Genomic DNA, 15,366 nt, shown 5'->3' on the forward strand with positions numbered 1-15,366 from the left:
CCTAAAGCACTTTACATGCAAAACCTTTTAAGTAGAAACCTTCTGGATATGCTGTATCGGTTGGGTGGTCAGCGGCTTGTTCAAAACGCTCCACAAACTTTACTTGGCGGTTAGCGTCTACGGCTGCATCAGCGATGATTTTCTGGAACAGAACTTGATCCATCAAGCCAGAGCACGAGTAGGTCAGTAGCGTGCCGCCCGGTTTTAGAATTTGCATTGCAAGCATGTTGATGTCTTTGTAACCACGACATGCGCCGTTTAGTTGTGCTTTGCTCTCTGCGAACTTCGGTGGGTCCATAATAACCACATCGAACTGAGTTCCTTGATCACGATACTCACGAAGTAGCTTAAACACGTCTGCATTTAGGAACACGGCACGCTTCTTCGAAATATCAAACTCGTTTAGCTCTGCGTTGAATTTTGCGGTATCTAAAGCAGGTTGCGACACGTCAGCGTTAATCACACGCTTTGCATCACCTTTTAGAGCGTAAAGTCCGAAGCCACCTGTGTAAGAGAAGCAGTTAAGAACTTCTTTGCCTTTCATATATTTCATCGCTTGCTGGCGACTATCACGTTGATCTAGGTAGAAACCTGTTTTGTGTCCGCCAACGATATCTACACTAATCTTTACGCCATTTTCTTCGATGACGACCGATTTAGGTGGCTCTTCGCCGTGCAAAACGCCCGTGCTCTCTTTTAAACCTTCTTTTTTACGAACGGCCACGTCAGAGCGCTCGTACACATTACAATCAGGGAAGCACTCAACCAGAGCGTCAACAATAGCCTGCTTATTGTGTTCTGCGCCAGCACTGAGAAGTTGGCACACAAAGAAATTTTGGTAACGGTCGATCGTAACGCCAGGTAAGCCGTCAGACTCTGCTGCGATAAGGCGATAACCCGTAAGGCCATCACGTTTGATAATGTCTTCACGAAGAAGTTGTGCGTCTTTAAGTCGTTTAACGAAAAACGCGGTGTCGATTTCTTCTTTATCAAAACTCCAAATACGAGCACGAATTTGTGAAGCTGGCGAATATGCCGCCTTAGCTAGCCATTTACCGTCGTGAGTGAATACATCAACCGTTTCGCCAAGAGCAGGTTCGCCCTCAACTTTGTTGATGCCTCGAGAGAAGATCCAAGGGTGCTTGCGCTTGACCGATTTCTCACGACCTTTAACCAAATAGATAGCAGCTGTCATTTCATTAGCTCTTGTTGAATTTTGAAAGGGGCGTATTGTCCGGGATGTGAATGGTAAAAGCAATATCCCTCGGCAATCCAGTACATTGTAGTGACTTTTAAATACAAAAAAGGTCACTAAAGTGACCCTTTTATTTGAATTTGCTGTAACAGATTCCGTTGCTATGCTTTAAGTCCAGTAAGTAGTGCTTCCATTGTGTCGCTTTGCTTACGCAGTTGATCAACGTTTTGTGAAGTCGTGCTTATCATATTGCACACGTTATCTGCTTGAACTCGAATTTCTTCAACGCTTGAGGCGATATTGTCCGCGACTACACCTTGCTCTTCAGCTGCTGTTGCAATTTGAATGCTACTGTCGGAGATAGTTTGATTTTTATCTGCCAAAGAGCCGATTTCGTGATTCACTTCCGTCATGAGGTTTTGTCCCTCATTTGCATTATTAACTGTCACTTCCATCAGCTTAGTAAGCGACTGGCTGTTACGCTGTAATGATTCAATCATCGTTTGGATTTCAACTGTCGCTTGCTGAGTGCGTCCCGCAAGAGCGCGAACCTCATCCGCAACGACCGCAAATCCACGACCTTGTTCTCCAGCACGTGCAGCTTCAATAGCCGCGTTCAGAGCAAGTAGGTTGGTTTGCTCGGAGATCCCATTGATTGTTGTCACTACTTCATCAATTTGTGCTGCATTGGCATCTAACTCGGCAACGGCTTGAGACGCAGATTGAATCTCATTAGAAAGGTTCGAAATCGAGTGAAGCGTATTCTCAACTTTCACTTGTCCAGACTGAGCCACGTTACGTGCATCATCGGTTTGCGTGCTTGAATCGTGAGCTAGTGTCGCGACTTCTCGAATCGTTGATGCCATCTGTTCAGTTGCACTCGCAAGAGAGTTGAGGTGTTCCTGCTGAGTCGCTGAAATATCTGAACTGTGATGAATCGATTGATTCAGATCTGAGCTAATTTGTTGCATTAAAGCCACAGACTCTTGAATCGACAGCACCATTTGTTGCTCTCGTTCTGCAACTTTGTCTATCGTAATAGCAATTTCACTAAACTCGTCGCGAACAGGGAAGAAGTTCATTCTCGCAGTTAGGTCGCCACCAGCAAGAGTGTTTAATGCTTTGTTCATCGTGAACATCGCGCCGCCAATAAACGTCATGATGTAGTAAACGCCAAGAGCGAGAATAAACAAGCTCACACAGATGATGCTCACTTGAGTCGTTGATAGGGCAGTCCATAAAGAAAGTTCATGGTTTGCAACCAAGCTGTACGCACCATTTAAAACTGACACGGATTGCGGCCCTGAGCCAATAGAAACGGTTTCTGAACCCGCTATGAGGCTTGCTACTTGAGATTGAGAAAGGTTGCCTGCCTCTATCAGACCTTTCATAAGCATGAGCTCTTCTTGGTACATACTTGAGATCAGTGTATTAGCCGCGCTATTAAGGACGAGAGTGAGAATGACTAAAGCAAGAAGAGGGAGAACGAAGAGCAAATAGAACTTTTCTTGAATCTTTAAGTGAATGAGATACTTATCAATCCAGCGGAATGGAATTTCTTTCATAATTATAATAACCGTGCAAAAACCCACTATCCTTAGTGGGGTGAATAGACGAAAAGAATATATCACTCAGTAAAAAGAAGCGGTACAAAGATGAACGTAAAGTGTGAGAGATTTATAGTAAAAGGTCATGTTCAAGGCGTGGGCTTTCGTTACCATACTTCCCATCAAGGATTGAAGCTAGGGTTAACAGGTTATGCGAAGAACCTAAACAATGGTGATGTTGAAGTGATGGCGTGTGGAACAGACGCGCAAATAGTTGCGTTTTCGGAATGGTTACAAGAAGGACCGCGAACGGCAACAGTAGAGCATGTGATGCAGGAACCTGCGTCGTATAAGCCGTTACGCGGTTTTAAAATTTTATGAATCTACAAGCATTTAGCTGGCTTTGGTAGGCCGGCTAATTTGGTTGCTTGTTTGGCTGGCCCCTTTTTAAACAGCTTGAATAGATACTTACTGTTACCTTTTTCTGGGCCGTGCGCTTTTTCCATCGCTTTCACAAGCATACGCACTGCAGGGGAGGTATTAAACTCTTCATAAAAGTCTCGCACAAAATGCACAACTTCCAAATGAGCATCCGTAAGCTCGATGTCTTCTTCTTTTGCTAAAAGCTCAATCATACCTTCTTCCCATTGAGTATGATCCAATAAGTAGCCTTGAGCATCCGTTTCAATTTCTTTGCCGTTGTAAACGAACATAACGTTTTATCCGTTAAGTAAACATGGATGTTTATAGATTAGCGACAGCCGAGAATGTTCTCAACAAAAGAATCTCGAAGTCGTATCGAGCGAATCAAAAGCGTACAAAGTAGTGGCCTATAACTGAATACTCTTAAATTATATTTTAAGCATAAGTTTGTTTTTTTATTCGTGTTGTTAGAAAATTTTCGGGGTTGATATCGGTGGTTTTGCATTGTTATGCAATTCGCTTGGTGTGATTGATTTGTCAGTTATATTTATTGTTTTAGATAAGTCGATCACAACGAATATAAACTAGTTTTAAATCAAAAGAATAAATTGAAAAAAATCGTTATGTTCACCCATGCTTAACAACAACACGGAGCAATTCAGGAGTGTATGGAGTGGTCGAATCTTTTCGTTTCCATTGGATGGGCGGTACTGCAAGCATGCTTTAGCATTTTCTCTTTTCTATGTCTGACGGGATTTGTAAAACATAATCCTATAAAACCGAAGTATGCTTGGTTGCAGTACATCTATGGGCCGTTACTTTTTTTGACTTGGGGAGTCATGTTAGTGACACCGATGATGTCGGCCTACATATTTTTTAGCGTAGCTGGTAAATCAGTAGTCTGGTTGCCCGCGCTCAAGATGTTCGGTTATTGGTGGGTTGCGTTTGGAGTATTTTGCTTCTTGTCATCAGTCGATGAGCGATTGCGAAGTCGCGGTTTGAATTAAGACAAGTTATACCTTGAAATCAGTTTACAAACTGAGAGAGGTGATTATAAAGCGCTCATACAAGCGATATAGCGATTGTTTGAGAATTAATAGCTTAAACGTTGTGTTTGTTTTCATAGACCGATATTCTCATTGGATTAATGAAAGCCTGTATTCAGGTTAGAAACAACAATGATGACAAGGAGTTAGTCATGTCGAAACAACGTTACATTGAGATTAATGACAATGTAAAATCCACTTGGTCCATCGAGCGTATTTGGCAACTTGCAGAATCCTTACCTGTAGAAGAAATTTCGATTGATGATATCAAAGGCCCAAATGAAGTGACTTGGTTTAGTCATGAAGGGCCACAGCCAACCTGCCGTGAAATTGCAAAACATTGCCAACGAATCAACAATGCTGATTTGTCGTATCCGGTAATCTTAACCAGTGACTATCGTGTTTTTGACGGTATGCACCGAATCGCCAAGCAAATCATGTTAGGAGAGGAAACGATCAAAGTGAGACGCTTTAGAGAAAATCCAGAAGCTGACGAAGTTATAGAGTTGTCAGTAGAGCAGGCGTAATACACTGGATTGCACACAAAGAAAAAGCCCGAAGGAATTACCTTCGGGCTTTTTTATTCTACTTAACGAGAAACGATTAATCGTCGTTCATGATGCCTAGAATGCTTAGCAGACTAGTGAACAAGTTAAGGATGTTTAGGTACATCGAAATTGTTGCACTGATGTAGTTTGTCTCTTCACCACGAACGATACGACTTGTATCGAATAGGATGAAACCAGAGAACACGAGTGCAGAAACACTGCTGATTACTAGGTGAGCCATTGTTGAACCAACGAAGATGTTAATCAGCGCTGCAACGATCACAATGATCAAACCTGCCATCAGGAAGTTGCGCATGAAAGAGAAATCTTTCTTGCTTGAAATGGTGTAAGCCGATAGGCCAAGGAACACCATACCAGTCAAACCTAGAGCTTGAGCAATGATAGTAGGACCGTTTGGAATTGATGCGTAGTAGTTAAGCATTGGACCTAAAGCACCACCCATTAGAGTCGTGAAAACGAATGTCCAAACGATACCAGATGATGAGTTGATTGCCTTTGGCATAACAAAGAACAAAATACCAATCGCTGCAACCTGCATCACAATTGCCATGATTGGTGAAATTTGCATTGCCATAGTCGCGACTGCTGCGATAGCACTGGTCATCAGTGTCATCGACAGTAGGAAGTAAGTGTTTTTCAGTACTTTGTTAGTTTCTAGTGTATTAGGAACACTTGTTGAACGAGTAAACATTGGACTGTTCATAATTATCCTCAATAAGGGAGTTTACTATTGGTACATTTATGGGGCTGAAAGTTCAAAAAATCAAGCCCTTTTCATGCATATCCTAGATAAAATGATAATGGAAATAAGATGTTATGTATTTGGCAACTTGTAACACAATATTACTGCCTAGCATAGCTATGTTGATTCTCACACAGATTTTTGAATTTAGTAACAAAAGCACTGGCTTCATAGAAACCAGTGCTTTTTTATGTCGATTCGGCTAAATCTTAGTGGTGTAAGATTTGCGCTAGGAAGTTTTGGGTCCTATCCGATTGAGGATTCTCAAAGAAATCGACCGGGTTGTTTTCTTCGATGATCTCTCCTGCGTCCATGAATATCACGCGATCGGCAACCTCTTTAGCAAAGCCCATTTCATGTGTCACACAAAGCATAGTCATGCCTTCCTCGGCGAGTTCGACCATTACATCCAGTACTTCGCGAACCATTTCCGGGTCGAGTGCAGATGTTGGCTCATCAAAAAGCATGACTTTAGGGTTCATACACAAAGAGCGAGCAATCGCCACGCGTTGTTGCTGACCACCAGACAACTGACCGGGATACTTCTCCGCTTGGTCTGGAATTTTTACACGTTCCAGATATTTCATCGCAACTGCTTCTGCCTCATCTTTTGGCATCTTCTTCACCCAGATAGGCGCGAGCGTACAGTTTTCCAGTACGGTTAAATGAGGGAAGAGATTAAAGTGTTGAAAGCACATGCCTACTTCTCGGCGTACTGCTTCAATGTTCTTTAAGTCTTCAGTTAATTCCGTACCAGAGACGTAAATGCTGCCTGTTTGGTGCTCTTCAAGACGGTTAATACAGCGAATCATCGTTGATTTTCCCGACCCTGATGGACCACAGATAACGATTTTCTCGCCGCGCTTAACGTCGAGGTTAATATTTTTTAGTACGTGAAACTCACCATACCATTTATTCATGTCCTTCAATTGGATCATGTAGTCTTGTTGTTGCGTCATAATACGTCCTTGATCTTGATGAGTTATCGTTTGTGACCGGTATGAAGTTTGTTTTCAAGCCATATCGAATAGCGCGACATGCCAAAACAAAATACCCAAAACACTAACGCGACAAATACATAACTTTCTGTAGCAAAACCTAACCATTCAGGGTCGGTATTTGCTGCTTGTCCTATACCGAGTACGTCAAACATGCCAATGATGAGTACCAAACTGGTGTCTTTAAACAAACCGATGAAGGTGTTCACGATAGAAGGAATAGTAATCTTTAGCGCCTGTGGCAAGATAATCAGCCCAGTCTTTTTCCAGTAACTTAACCCAAGCGCATCAGCGGCTTCATATTGACCTTTCGGAATGGCTTGTAGACCACCGCGTACCACTTCTGCCATGTAAGCGGAGGCAAACATAACCACACCTATAAGGGCGCGAATCAGTTTATCTGTCTCTGAGCCTTCAGACATAAACAATGGAAGCATAACCGAAGCCATGAACAAAACCGTAATCAGAGGAACGCCACGCCAAACTTCAATGTAGACGGTACAAATGCTGCGAATGATCGGCATCTCTGAACGTCTACCAAGCGCAAGCACCACACCAATTGGCAATGAAACTACGATACCAACTAGCGCAATAATGAGCGTAACGAGTAGTCCACCCCACTTGTGTGTATCTACCACTTCTAGTCCAAAGACACCACCGTATAAAAGTCCAGCGATGATGAATGGGTAGATGTTTACGAAGAAAAGCCAAATCCACATCCGTTTCGGTGTCTTCTCATACGCGAGTAAAACAGTAAATATGGCTAATGTGATATAGAACAGGCGAGGGCGCCATAGTTCGGACTCTGGATAAAAACCATACATGAACTGCTCCCAGCGCACGCTGATAAATACCCAGCAAGCACCATCTCGGCTACAGTCGTCACGCGTTGAGCCAATCCAGTCTGCGTTAATAAACGCCCAATCCACGATATACCATATTGCAGTTACGACAATATACGCAAGAATGACAGTAACAATGGAATTGATAGGGCCATTAAATAGATTTTTCCGCATCCAACCAACGAAGCCTACAGTATTGGCGGGTGGCGGGAGATCCGGTTGAAATTGATGAGTACTCATATTATCTCTCCACCAGCGCGACTTTACGGTTATACAAGTTCATTAATGCAGACGTAATCAGACTTAATGTCAAGTACACGCCCATCGTCATCGCAATGATCTCAATCGCTTGTCCCGTTTGGTTCAGGGTAGTACCAGCAAACACAGAGACAAGATCTGGGTAACCAATCGCCATCGCTAACGATGAGTTTTTGGTGAGGTTGAGATATTGACTGGTTAAAGGTGGAATAATAATTCGTAACGCTTGAGGAATGACAACAAGCTTTAAAGTTTTCGAGCGTGGTAAGCCTAGCGACATCGCTGCTTCGGTTTGACCATGACTAACCGCATTAATACCAGAGCGAACAATCTCAGCAATGAAAGAAGCTGTATAAACACTCAATGCCAAAAGTAGCGCAGCCAATTCAGGAATAATGCTAATACCACCTCGGAAGTTAAACCCTTTTAGTTCAGGATAATTCAGTGAAATTGGCATACCAGCAAGGAAGTACACAACCAATGGAAGGCCAACAACTAAACCCAAAACTATTCTTCCCATTGGGGTTTGTTGCCCAGTGAGACGTTGCTTATTATTCGCCCATACATTAATTAATAAGCTTGCGATTACCCCGAAGATTAACGCGGCAATAACGTAGCTACTGCCGGGTTCCATAGTCGGTGCAGGGAAATATAAGCCACGAACGTTCAGGAAAATAGCTTCACCAAGACTTAAGCTTTGGCGTGGTGAGGGTAATGCTTGAAGAACAGCGAAATACCAGAAGAATATTTGCAGAAGAAGGGGGATATTTCGGAAAGTTTCGATATAAACTGCCGCTAAACGACTAACTAACCAGTTAGAAGAAAGGCGGGCAACCCCCATGGTAAAGCCAATCACAGTAGCCAGAATAATACCTAATACGGAGACTAACGCCGTATTAAGAAGGCCGATGATAAATGTTCTACCGTAAGAGTACGTTTCATCGTATTCAATTAGTGTTAACCCAATACCAAACCCGGCTTCTTGATTCAGAAAACCGAAGCCCGTTGCAATACCACGAGCATCTAAGTTATTGAGAGCGTTGTTTACAATCGTGTAAAAGAAAAATACCAGTGCAGCAATGGCAATGATCTGGAAAATAGCAGAACGAAAGGCAGGATTATAAATCAGGCTCTTGCTTCCGCTTGGTTTGGACATCGTACTTGGCGATGCATCTTGTGTCGGTTTCATACAGCGATAACCTCAAACCTTAGTTATAGATATCGGCCTGTATAAAGAAGTTTCGTCCTTGCTGGCTAAAGAATAACGCTCCATGTCTGGTGACGTACGAACCTTTAAAGCCGTTCCACCAAGCGAGCGCTTTTCGCCATCCAATGAGCGAGCCTTACTCATACAGTGAGATATAATCAAGAAAAAGGGCGGCATGAACCGCCCTGATTAACTCTTTCTATCGGATTGGTGGCGCGTACATAAAGCCGCCTGCATTCCATAGCGCATTAACGCCACGAGAGATTTCTAACGGCGAACCAGTACCGACTGTACGTTCGAAGCTTTCACCATAATTACCAACTTGTTTGATAACTTGGTAGCCCCAATCGTCGCGGATACCCAACCCTTTGCCTTTAGGGCCATCAACACCAAGGATACGCTTGATGTTTGGATCTGTTGACTTCAGCATTTCATCCGCATTCTTCGAACTAATACCGTATTCTTCAGCGTTAATCATCGCAGACAATGTCCACTTAGCGATGTTAAACCATTGATCATCGCCTTGACGAACGACTGGACCTAGTGGCTCTTTAGAGATGATTTCTGGAAGAACGGCCGCAGAGGACGGATCTTTCAAATTCAAACGTAGTGCATAAAGGCCAGATTGGTCAGTTGTTAATACGTCACAGCGTCCCGCATCAAAACCTTTCGAAGTTTGCGCCGCTGTGTCGAATACCACTGGTTTGTACGCCATGCCTTGGTTGCGGAAATAATCTGCAAGGTTTAGCTCGGTTGTTGTACCTGATTGAACACATACCGACGCACCATCAAGCTCTTTAGCACTTGATATACCAAGTTCCTTCTTCACCATAAAACCTTGACCGTCGTAGTAGTTCACACCTACGAAGTTTAGGCCCAGTGCAGTGTCGCGGTGGAGAGTCCAGGTCGTGTTACGGGAAAGCACATCAATCTCACCAGATTGAAGCGCAGTGAAACGTTCTTTTGCGGTTAGGGGGACATATTTAACTTTCGTTTTATCCCCAAGAACGGCTGCAGCCAGTGCTTGGCAATATTCTACGTCGATACCTTCCCATTCGCCTTTTGAGTTAGGGTTAGAGAAACCAGGTAGACCGGTACTTACGCCACAAGTAAGAAAGCCTTGTTTTGTGACTTTGTCCAGAGTAGTGTCTGCTGCTTGAGCTGATGTTGCCATCATCGCAGTAGAAGCCGCTACGACGGAAGCAAGAACTGTGAGTTTATTTGCCATTTGTATCCTTCCTGTATGATCCATGTTTAATCAGGAGTGACCTGAAATAACGTGTCCAATTCGTTAGAGTTATCGTCCTACGTGATTGATTTTCGAAGAAACGGCATTCGATAGATCAACCAGTTATAAGCGTAGGAAAGGATCTGTTAATTCTCAAATATATAATTTAAATGAAGTTTTGAGAGAACTTACAAAGTGCCTTGAGATTTAGAATGACGAAATGTTAATTGTTTGTAAATAGTGCAATTCATGGACAATTTGGTGCATCAGAACAATCAATAGAAGAGTGAACAATACAAAAGAATAAAAAGTTGTTATTAAAACTGTCATTAGCTGAGCAAGGTGAAGTTCAGTAAAAATTCAAACAAAAATTATTTGTGATACCGAAACAGGGTGATGAGCTTGCCCCATTTTTGGTAGCATGGTCTACAACAGCTAATTAGAGTAATCATGGATTGAAATGCGATATTTTCCTCTGTTCTTAGATTTAATTAATAAACCCGTTCTCGTCGTGGGTGGCGGTGAGGTGGCAAGCCGAAAGGTGGAAGCGTTGCTAAAGGCTGGGGCGGATGTAACTATCGTTTCTCCGACGTTGGTTGATTTTCTGTCTAAGCTTGCTTCTGAGCATCAACTACGCTGGGTACAACGTTTCTATTCGAGTGACATTGTCACTAAAAGCTTTGTTCAAGTGTGGGCGACGACAGACAATCCTGAGCTAAATCACCAAGTGTACAAAGATGCCAAAGAGCTAGGCATCTTGGTTAACGTTGTGGATGATAAGCCTTATTGTGATTTCATCACGCCGTCTATGATTAATCGTGGCCGCATCCAAATCGCTATCTCTAGTGGTGGAGCTTCGCCAGTTTTAATTCGAAACATCCGTGAAAAACTTGAATCGATACTGCCACAAAACATGGGGTTGATGGCGGATTTTGCTAACTCAAAGCGAAACTCAATTAAAGAGGCGCTGCCTAGTGTCGATTTACGCCGCAAGTTTTGGGAGCAATTCTTCTCGAATCCCGAGGTGGAAAACGCGCGAGATAATCGTGAGTTAGAAGCAATTTACCAAGCGACCATGGCAACACCTTTAGATGAAAAGGGAAGTTGTACTTGGGTTCATGTTGGGAAAGATGTTGAGATGTTGCCAATAAAAGCCGTACGCTATATGCAACAAGCGGAGCTGGCTCTGTACTCAACTCGATGTGAAGCGAATGTGTTAGAACTAATACGAAGAGATGCAGAAAGAGAAGCTTTCTCGAGCGCTGCTGAGCTTTCGGATATGCTGGCTAAGGCTAAAGCTGAAAAGCTTCGAATTTGCGTGTTCATACCACAAGGAACGAGCGAATTCGTATTGCTGCAAGGGCAGGACTTAGTTATCTAGCAATGCCAAATGCTAAAGTGGATACGTAGTTCGTTACACTAAAGGCAATAAAAAACGCCAGCGGATTATGCGCTGGCGTTTTTATTTACTTCTCAGATTGATTAATCACGGAAGTTGTTAAACTGGAATGGGATACCCATCTCTGCTTCACGAATCGCTGCCATTGTCGCTTGCAGGTCGTCGCGTTTCTTACCAGTAACACGTACTTTGTCGCCTTGAATAGAGGCTTGTACTTTTAACTTTGCGTCTTTGATAAGTTTCACTACTTTTTTCGCCGTTGGAGTATCAATACCTTGGCGGAAAAGCAGAGTTTGGTGCCAGTTTTTACCAGTAACGTCTGGGTCTTGTGCATCCATTGCGTTCGCGTCAATGTTACGCTTCGCTAAGTGGCCGCGTAAAATGTCGCGCATTTGCTTAAGTTGGAAGTCACCTTCCGCAGACATTTTTACGTTTTCTTCTACTAGCTCAAAGCTCGCATTTACGTTGCGGAAATCGAAACGAGTAGACAATTCACGGTTAGCGTTATCAACGGCGTTACGTAGTTCAACCGTATCGATTTCAGAAACAATATCAAACGATGGCATGAAGATTCCTTGATTATTTTGTTATAGGGACTTTCGGGACTTAACAGCGCTTGCCAGCATATCTAGCATTGTAGCAGTGTCTTCCCAACCTAGGCATGGATCTGTAATAGACTGACCATACGTTAGGTTATTGATGTCAGTCATTGGCTGATTGCCTTCAAGAATAAAGCTTTCAGCCATGATACCCGCAATACGAGTGCTGCCTGACTTAATTTGGTTACAAATGTCCTGAGCTACGTCGATTTGTTTTCTGTGTTGCTTCTGACAGTTTGAATGGCTGAAATCCACAACCAAACGTTGTGGCAATCCAAACTCAGCTAAAGCATCACATGCTTGTTTGACTGATGCTTCATCAAAGTTAGGGCCTTTTTCTCCACCGCGCAGAATAATATGACCGTAAGGGTTGCCACTTGTGCGGTAAACCGTCATTCGACCGTTCTTATCTGGCGAGTAGAAGTAATGCGATGCTTTCGATGCGCGAATTGCATCAATTGCAATTTTTACGTTGCCATTTGTGCCATTTTTGAAACCAACTGGGCAAGATAGTGCCGACGCCATTTCACGGTGAATTTGTGATTCCGTTGTGCGAGCACCAATCGCGCCCCAAGTGATCAAATCCGCGATGTATTGGCCAGTGATCATATCAAGAAACTCAGTAGCAGTCGCAAGACCAAGCTTGTTGATATCCAGTAGTAGTTTACGAGCTTTATGAAGACCAGCTTCAAGTGCGTAAGAACCATCTAGGTTAGGGTCCGTAATCAAACCTTTCCAACCAACTACTGTACGAGGCTTTTCAAAGTAAGTACGCATCACGATAAACAGTTCGTCTTTGTACTTGTCTTGGATTTCACTCAGGCGAGTGGCGTAATCAATGGCAGCTTCAGTGTCGTGAACAGAACACGGACCTACAATCGCAAGAAGGCGATCGTCTTCACCCGATAAAATGTTTTCAATCTGACGACGAGATTGAGCGATACGGTCTGCAACGTCATCCGTAATAGGATGTACACTACCTAGCTCTGCTGGGGTAGGCATTGGACCCAAAGGCTGGGTTCTCAATTCATCTGTTTTTATAGGCATGTTATAGCTTTATTCTCTATTGCGAAGGGGTAAAGATAACGGAATTACAGGCAGGAATAAACCGTTTCACGGGAATCTTCGCCAGGAAATACCGAATTGTATACAAAGGTGTAGGTATTCATTTAAATGACTTATGTATAAATGACAAAACTTGATCATTAAATCAATATATATACATTTGAATTTATAACCATTTTATCTATCTCGCTGTAAGGTAATCTAAGTAACTGCGATAAACTTCATACCTCACGGGTGACGCCGTCACTTCATGAGGGTTAAATAACTCGTGAGATCGAGCTTTTGTTAACATTTCTTTGACATCTATTTCTTTCGTTGATTAACTGGTCTGACTAGATTGGTAAGGAGACCAAAATGTTATCAGCTCTACGTCGTGCGAATTTGTATCTAAATCTGTTTGGCTTTTCGAAAGTGCCGCTGATTTGGCTTTGCCACCCTAAAATCATTGCGATAGATAGCAAGCATGTTGAGGTTCGTATCCCATTGCGCAGAAGAACGAAGAACCACCTGAATAGCATGTATTTCGGCGCTTTAGCCGTTGGCGCTGATGTTGCTGGTGGTTTTCTTGCTATGAGTAAAGCGCAAGAAAAGGGAGAAGCGATCTCGCTAGCATTTAAAGGTGTGAAAGCCGAGTTTTTAAAGCGCCCGGAAGCCGATGTGCACTTTGTTTGTAACGATGGTCATGTCATTGATGAGATGCTCGAGCACACCTTGGCAACGGGTGAACGAGTAAATCGTGACGTAAAAATTGTCGCGCTGTGTCCTAACTTACATGGTGACGAGCCAATGGCTGAATTTTCGCTTACTCTTTCGATAAAAAAAGCAGCCCAACAAAGAAAAGAGGCTGCCTAGTGGTTTGTGGCTCGTTTGTTTAAAGGCGTTGGCTTAATTGAGTTCAATCTTCTCGATAGAGACGATTTTGGAGCGATTTAAGACCACTTTCCAGCGGTAATAAACAGGCTCATCGGTGTGGTTGTCCTCTTTGACAATCACATTGAGCAAATGACGTTTCTCTACTGACTCTTTGGTTACTTGACCTTCATTTAAACGGTAAACTCGGTTTGAGCTTTTATCCATCAAGCGGATGATAGGGCGCAAACTGATGTTCAATGTTTCTCTCGTTTGTTCGTAACCACTCAAGAAAAGAGAGGTCGCCATTTCGGTTTTCTCGTGATAATGAAGAATCTGCTCTTCACGTTGAACGACGCGTTTTTTACGTATTCTTTGAATCTTATCCGGCAAGCTACTTAAGGTACGATAATCGAGCCACTCCAATTTTTTGCCAACCACTTTTTTCGTCGTTGGATCAACGTACTTCTTACGCCATTTTGGTTTGCCTTTACGGATCCATCGCCACATGGCATCGCGTAAATCATCTTTAAAGATTTCTCGTAAAGCGTAAATAAAAGACATCGCGATAATGAATGAGGCAGAAATTTCCCCCAGATAATCGCGAGCGAGAATCACGGTCGAGGTCACGACAACCATCACTAAACCGGTTGCAATACCTTTGATAGCGCGCTTAATGTTGTTACCCATCGATATGGTTTCTTCACGAAGCACGATAGGGTGTTCAATCAATCGCCTTAGCAAGCGCATTTTGTTAGATAGGCGAGTAACGTCTTCAACGACTCTTGATGAGTTGTATTTGTTGAGTTTACGATGGGCTTGCTCTTTCTCACATAGCGTGATCAGACGCTTTTTGATCGTGCCATAGTCGCCTTCACGTGGTAGATGGGCCACCAGTGACAGGAACTTTTGCTCGGTATACCAAGACAGATAGTTATCGATGTTAACGTAGTAGCGTTTTAAGTTCTCTTCATAAGGAATAGAACGCCGCAAGCGCTTTAAGATCTCAAGCGTGAGCTCGATAACTTCGTCCACTTCATCTTCCGTTACGGAGTTGTTCTCATGCTTGTTTAAACTTGCTACCGCTTTGTCTAGCGCGATAACGTATTGGTAAGCGAACAAACTCAAACTTACTCGGTATTGCTGATTCGACAGGCGTCCACGTTTGGCAAGTCGACTGTGTACTAGCGGAAGAAGGATTTCAGTACTGTAATAAGATCGTTGCTGTGTGATTGAGGTGTAATAAAATTCGGATTCACTGATGATATCGGCGTTTAAACCAAGCTCACCAGGTATAAAAAAGTAAATATCTAGGTCGACACTTTTGCTCTTTGCGAGTGCATGACTGATTTTTAATGTTATTGAGTCTTGTTTATCGACGGTGACCAAAGAAAGCTCC

At 43.1% G+C, this 15,366-nt stretch carries 15 protein-coding genes; 4 read left to right on the forward strand and 11 right to left on the reverse strand.

Features of this window, described 5'->3' with window-relative positions:
- Nucleotide 1: 1 nt before the first annotated feature.
- Both R7R24_RS09670 and R7R24_RS09675 read right to left on the reverse strand, forming a co-directional pair.
- Nucleotides 2-1,195 carry a class I SAM-dependent methyltransferase gene (locus R7R24_RS09670; protein WP_017634613.1) on the reverse strand — a complete coding sequence of 398 codons (1,194 nt, stop codon included), beginning with the start codon at nt 1,193-1,195 and terminating at the stop codon, nt 2-4.
- A 161-nt stretch (nt 1,196-1,356) separates the two neighbouring features.
- Nucleotides 1,357-2,760 carry a methyl-accepting chemotaxis protein gene (locus R7R24_RS09675; protein ID WP_053304484.1) on the reverse strand — a complete coding sequence of 468 codons (1,404 nt, stop codon included), beginning with the start codon at nt 2,758-2,760 and terminating at the stop codon, nt 1,357-1,359.
- A 90-nt stretch (nt 2,761-2,850) separates the two neighbouring features.
- Between R7R24_RS09675 and yccX the strand changes: the two genes are divergently transcribed.
- Complete coding sequence (gene yccX / locus R7R24_RS09680; RefSeq protein WP_017634611.1) at nt 2,851-3,123, forward strand: acylphosphatase; 273 nt, start codon at nt 2,851-2,853, stop codon at nt 3,121-3,123.
- A gap of 2 nt (nt 3,124-3,125) precedes the next feature.
- Here yccX and R7R24_RS09685 read toward each other — a convergent pair whose 3' ends face one another.
- Complete coding sequence (locus R7R24_RS09685; RefSeq protein WP_005377396.1) at nt 3,126-3,455, reverse strand: TusE/DsrC/DsvC family sulfur relay protein; 330 nt, start codon at nt 3,453-3,455, stop codon at nt 3,126-3,128.
- A gap of 908 nt (nt 3,456-4,363) precedes the next feature.
- On the opposite strand from R7R24_RS09685, the gene R7R24_RS09690 reads away from it, so the two are divergent.
- A complete protein-coding gene (locus R7R24_RS09690) occupies nt 4,364-4,738 on the forward strand; it encodes a chromosome partitioning protein ParB (RefSeq protein WP_005377398.1) in 375 nt (124 codons plus the stop codon).
- A 76-nt stretch (nt 4,739-4,814) separates the two neighbouring features.
- Here the strand turns inward: R7R24_RS09690 and R7R24_RS09695 are convergent, their stop codons facing one another.
- The 5 genes from R7R24_RS09695 to R7R24_RS09715 all read right to left on the reverse strand — a co-directional run bounded on the left by R7R24_RS09695 (nt 4,815) and on the right by R7R24_RS09715 (nt 10,055).
- The gene (locus R7R24_RS09695; protein ID WP_017634610.1) at nt 4,815-5,483 is read right to left on the reverse strand and encodes a Bax inhibitor-1/YccA family protein; all 669 of its coding nucleotides are present in this window, start codon (nt 5,481-5,483) and stop codon (nt 4,815-4,817) included.
- 248 nt (nt 5,484-5,731) lie between these two features.
- Complete coding sequence (locus R7R24_RS09700) at nt 5,732-6,481, reverse strand: amino acid ABC transporter ATP-binding protein (RefSeq protein WP_017634609.1); 750 nt, start codon at nt 6,479-6,481, stop codon at nt 5,732-5,734.
- Nucleotides 6,482-6,504: 23 nt separating this feature from the next.
- Nucleotides 6,505-7,602 (reverse strand): amino acid ABC transporter permease, encoded by a 1,098-nt coding sequence (locus R7R24_RS09705; RefSeq protein ID WP_005389988.1) that lies wholly within the window; start codon nt 7,600-7,602, stop codon nt 6,505-6,507.
- Nucleotide 7,603: 1 nt separating this feature from the next.
- Nucleotides 7,604-8,809, reverse strand: a complete 1,206-nt coding sequence (locus tag R7R24_RS09710; protein WP_005377402.1) for an amino acid ABC transporter permease — start codon at nt 8,807-8,809, stop codon at nt 7,604-7,606.
- Between the two features lie 217 nt (nt 8,810-9,026).
- Nucleotides 9,027-10,055 carry an amino acid ABC transporter substrate-binding protein gene (locus tag R7R24_RS09715; RefSeq protein WP_005377403.1) on the reverse strand — a complete coding sequence of 343 codons (1,029 nt, stop codon included), beginning with the start codon at nt 10,053-10,055 and terminating at the stop codon, nt 9,027-9,029.
- Nucleotides 10,056-10,515: 460 nt separating this feature from the next.
- On the opposite strand from R7R24_RS09715, the gene R7R24_RS09720 reads away from it, so the two are divergent.
- A complete protein-coding gene (locus R7R24_RS09720) occupies nt 10,516-11,436 on the forward strand; it encodes a bifunctional precorrin-2 dehydrogenase/sirohydrochlorin ferrochelatase (protein WP_005390199.1) in 921 nt (306 codons plus the stop codon).
- A 101-nt stretch (nt 11,437-11,537) separates the two neighbouring features.
- On the opposite strand, the gene R7R24_RS09725 is transcribed toward R7R24_RS09720, so the two are convergent.
- Together R7R24_RS09725 and R7R24_RS09730 are read right to left on the reverse strand one after the other, a co-directional pair.
- Nucleotides 11,538-12,020: a YajQ family cyclic di-GMP-binding protein gene (locus tag R7R24_RS09725; protein WP_005377415.1), complete on the reverse strand. Its 483-nt coding sequence runs from the start codon at nt 12,018-12,020 to the stop codon at nt 11,538-11,540.
- Between the two features lie 21 nt (nt 12,021-12,041).
- The gene (locus R7R24_RS09730; RefSeq protein WP_047102331.1) at nt 12,042-13,100 is read right to left on the reverse strand and encodes a 3-deoxy-7-phosphoheptulonate synthase; all 1,059 of its coding nucleotides are present in this window, start codon (nt 13,098-13,100) and stop codon (nt 12,042-12,044) included.
- A 372-nt stretch (nt 13,101-13,472) separates the two neighbouring features.
- On the opposite strand from R7R24_RS09730, the gene R7R24_RS09735 reads away from it, so the two are divergent.
- Nucleotides 13,473-13,970 carry a DUF4442 domain-containing protein gene (locus R7R24_RS09735; protein WP_005377418.1) on the forward strand — a complete coding sequence of 166 codons (498 nt, stop codon included), beginning with the start codon at nt 13,473-13,475 and terminating at the stop codon, nt 13,968-13,970.
- A gap of 33 nt (nt 13,971-14,003) precedes the next feature.
- On the opposite strand, the gene R7R24_RS09740 is transcribed toward R7R24_RS09735, so the two are convergent.
- On the reverse strand, nt 14,004-15,356 hold the full coding sequence (locus R7R24_RS09740; RefSeq protein WP_005377421.1) for a hypothetical protein: 1,353 nt from the start codon (nt 15,354-15,356) through the stop codon (nt 14,004-14,006).
- Nucleotides 15,357-15,366: the final 10 nt, after the last annotated feature.

The organism is Vibrio sp. 704 (genome assembly GCF_033339295.1).

What these genes read in the sequence shown, in the direction of transcription:
- R7R24_RS09700 (WP_017634609.1), bottom strand. Translation starts at nt 6,481, where the DNA reads ATGACGCAACAACAAGACTACATGATCCAATTGAAGGACATGAATAAA.
- R7R24_RS09735 (WP_005377418.1), top strand. Translation starts at nt 13,473, where the DNA reads ATGTTATCAGCTCTACGTCGTGCGAATTTGTATCTAAATCTGTTTGGC.
- R7R24_RS09710 (WP_005377402.1), bottom strand. Translation starts at nt 8,809, where the DNA reads ATGAAACCGACACAAGATGCATCGCCAAGTACGATGTCCAAACCAAGC.
- R7R24_RS09690 (WP_005377398.1), top strand. Translation starts at nt 4,364, where the DNA reads ATGTCGAAACAACGTTACATTGAGATTAATGACAATGTAAAATCCACT.
- R7R24_RS09695 (WP_017634610.1), bottom strand. Translation starts at nt 5,483, where the DNA reads ATGAACAGTCCAATGTTTACTCGTTCAACAAGTGTTCCTAATACACTA.
- R7R24_RS09730 (WP_047102331.1), bottom strand. Translation starts at nt 13,100, where the DNA reads ATGCCTATAAAAACAGATGAATTGAGAACCCAGCCTTTGGGTCCAATG.
- yccX (WP_017634611.1), top strand. Translation starts at nt 2,851, where the DNA reads ATGAACGTAAAGTGTGAGAGATTTATAGTAAAAGGTCATGTTCAAGGC.
- R7R24_RS09670 (WP_017634613.1), bottom strand. Translation starts at nt 1,195, where the DNA reads ATGACAGCTGCTATCTATTTGGTTAAAGGTCGTGAGAAATCGGTCAAG.
- R7R24_RS09720 (WP_005390199.1), top strand. Translation starts at nt 10,516, where the DNA reads ATGCGATATTTTCCTCTGTTCTTAGATTTAATTAATAAACCCGTTCTC.
- R7R24_RS09705 (WP_005389988.1), bottom strand. Translation starts at nt 7,602, where the DNA reads ATGAGTACTCATCAATTTCAACCGGATCTCCCGCCACCCGCCAATACT.
- R7R24_RS09725 (WP_005377415.1), bottom strand. Translation starts at nt 12,020, where the DNA reads ATGCCATCGTTTGATATTGTTTCTGAAATCGATACGGTTGAACTACGT.
- R7R24_RS09685 (WP_005377396.1), bottom strand. Translation starts at nt 3,455, where the DNA reads ATGTTCGTTTACAACGGCAAAGAAATTGAAACGGATGCTCAAGGCTAC.
- R7R24_RS09715 (WP_005377403.1), bottom strand. Translation starts at nt 10,055, where the DNA reads ATGGCAAATAAACTCACAGTTCTTGCTTCCGTCGTAGCGGCTTCTACT.
- R7R24_RS09675 (WP_053304484.1), bottom strand. Translation starts at nt 2,760, where the DNA reads ATGAAAGAAATTCCATTCCGCTGGATTGATAAGTATCTCATTCACTTA.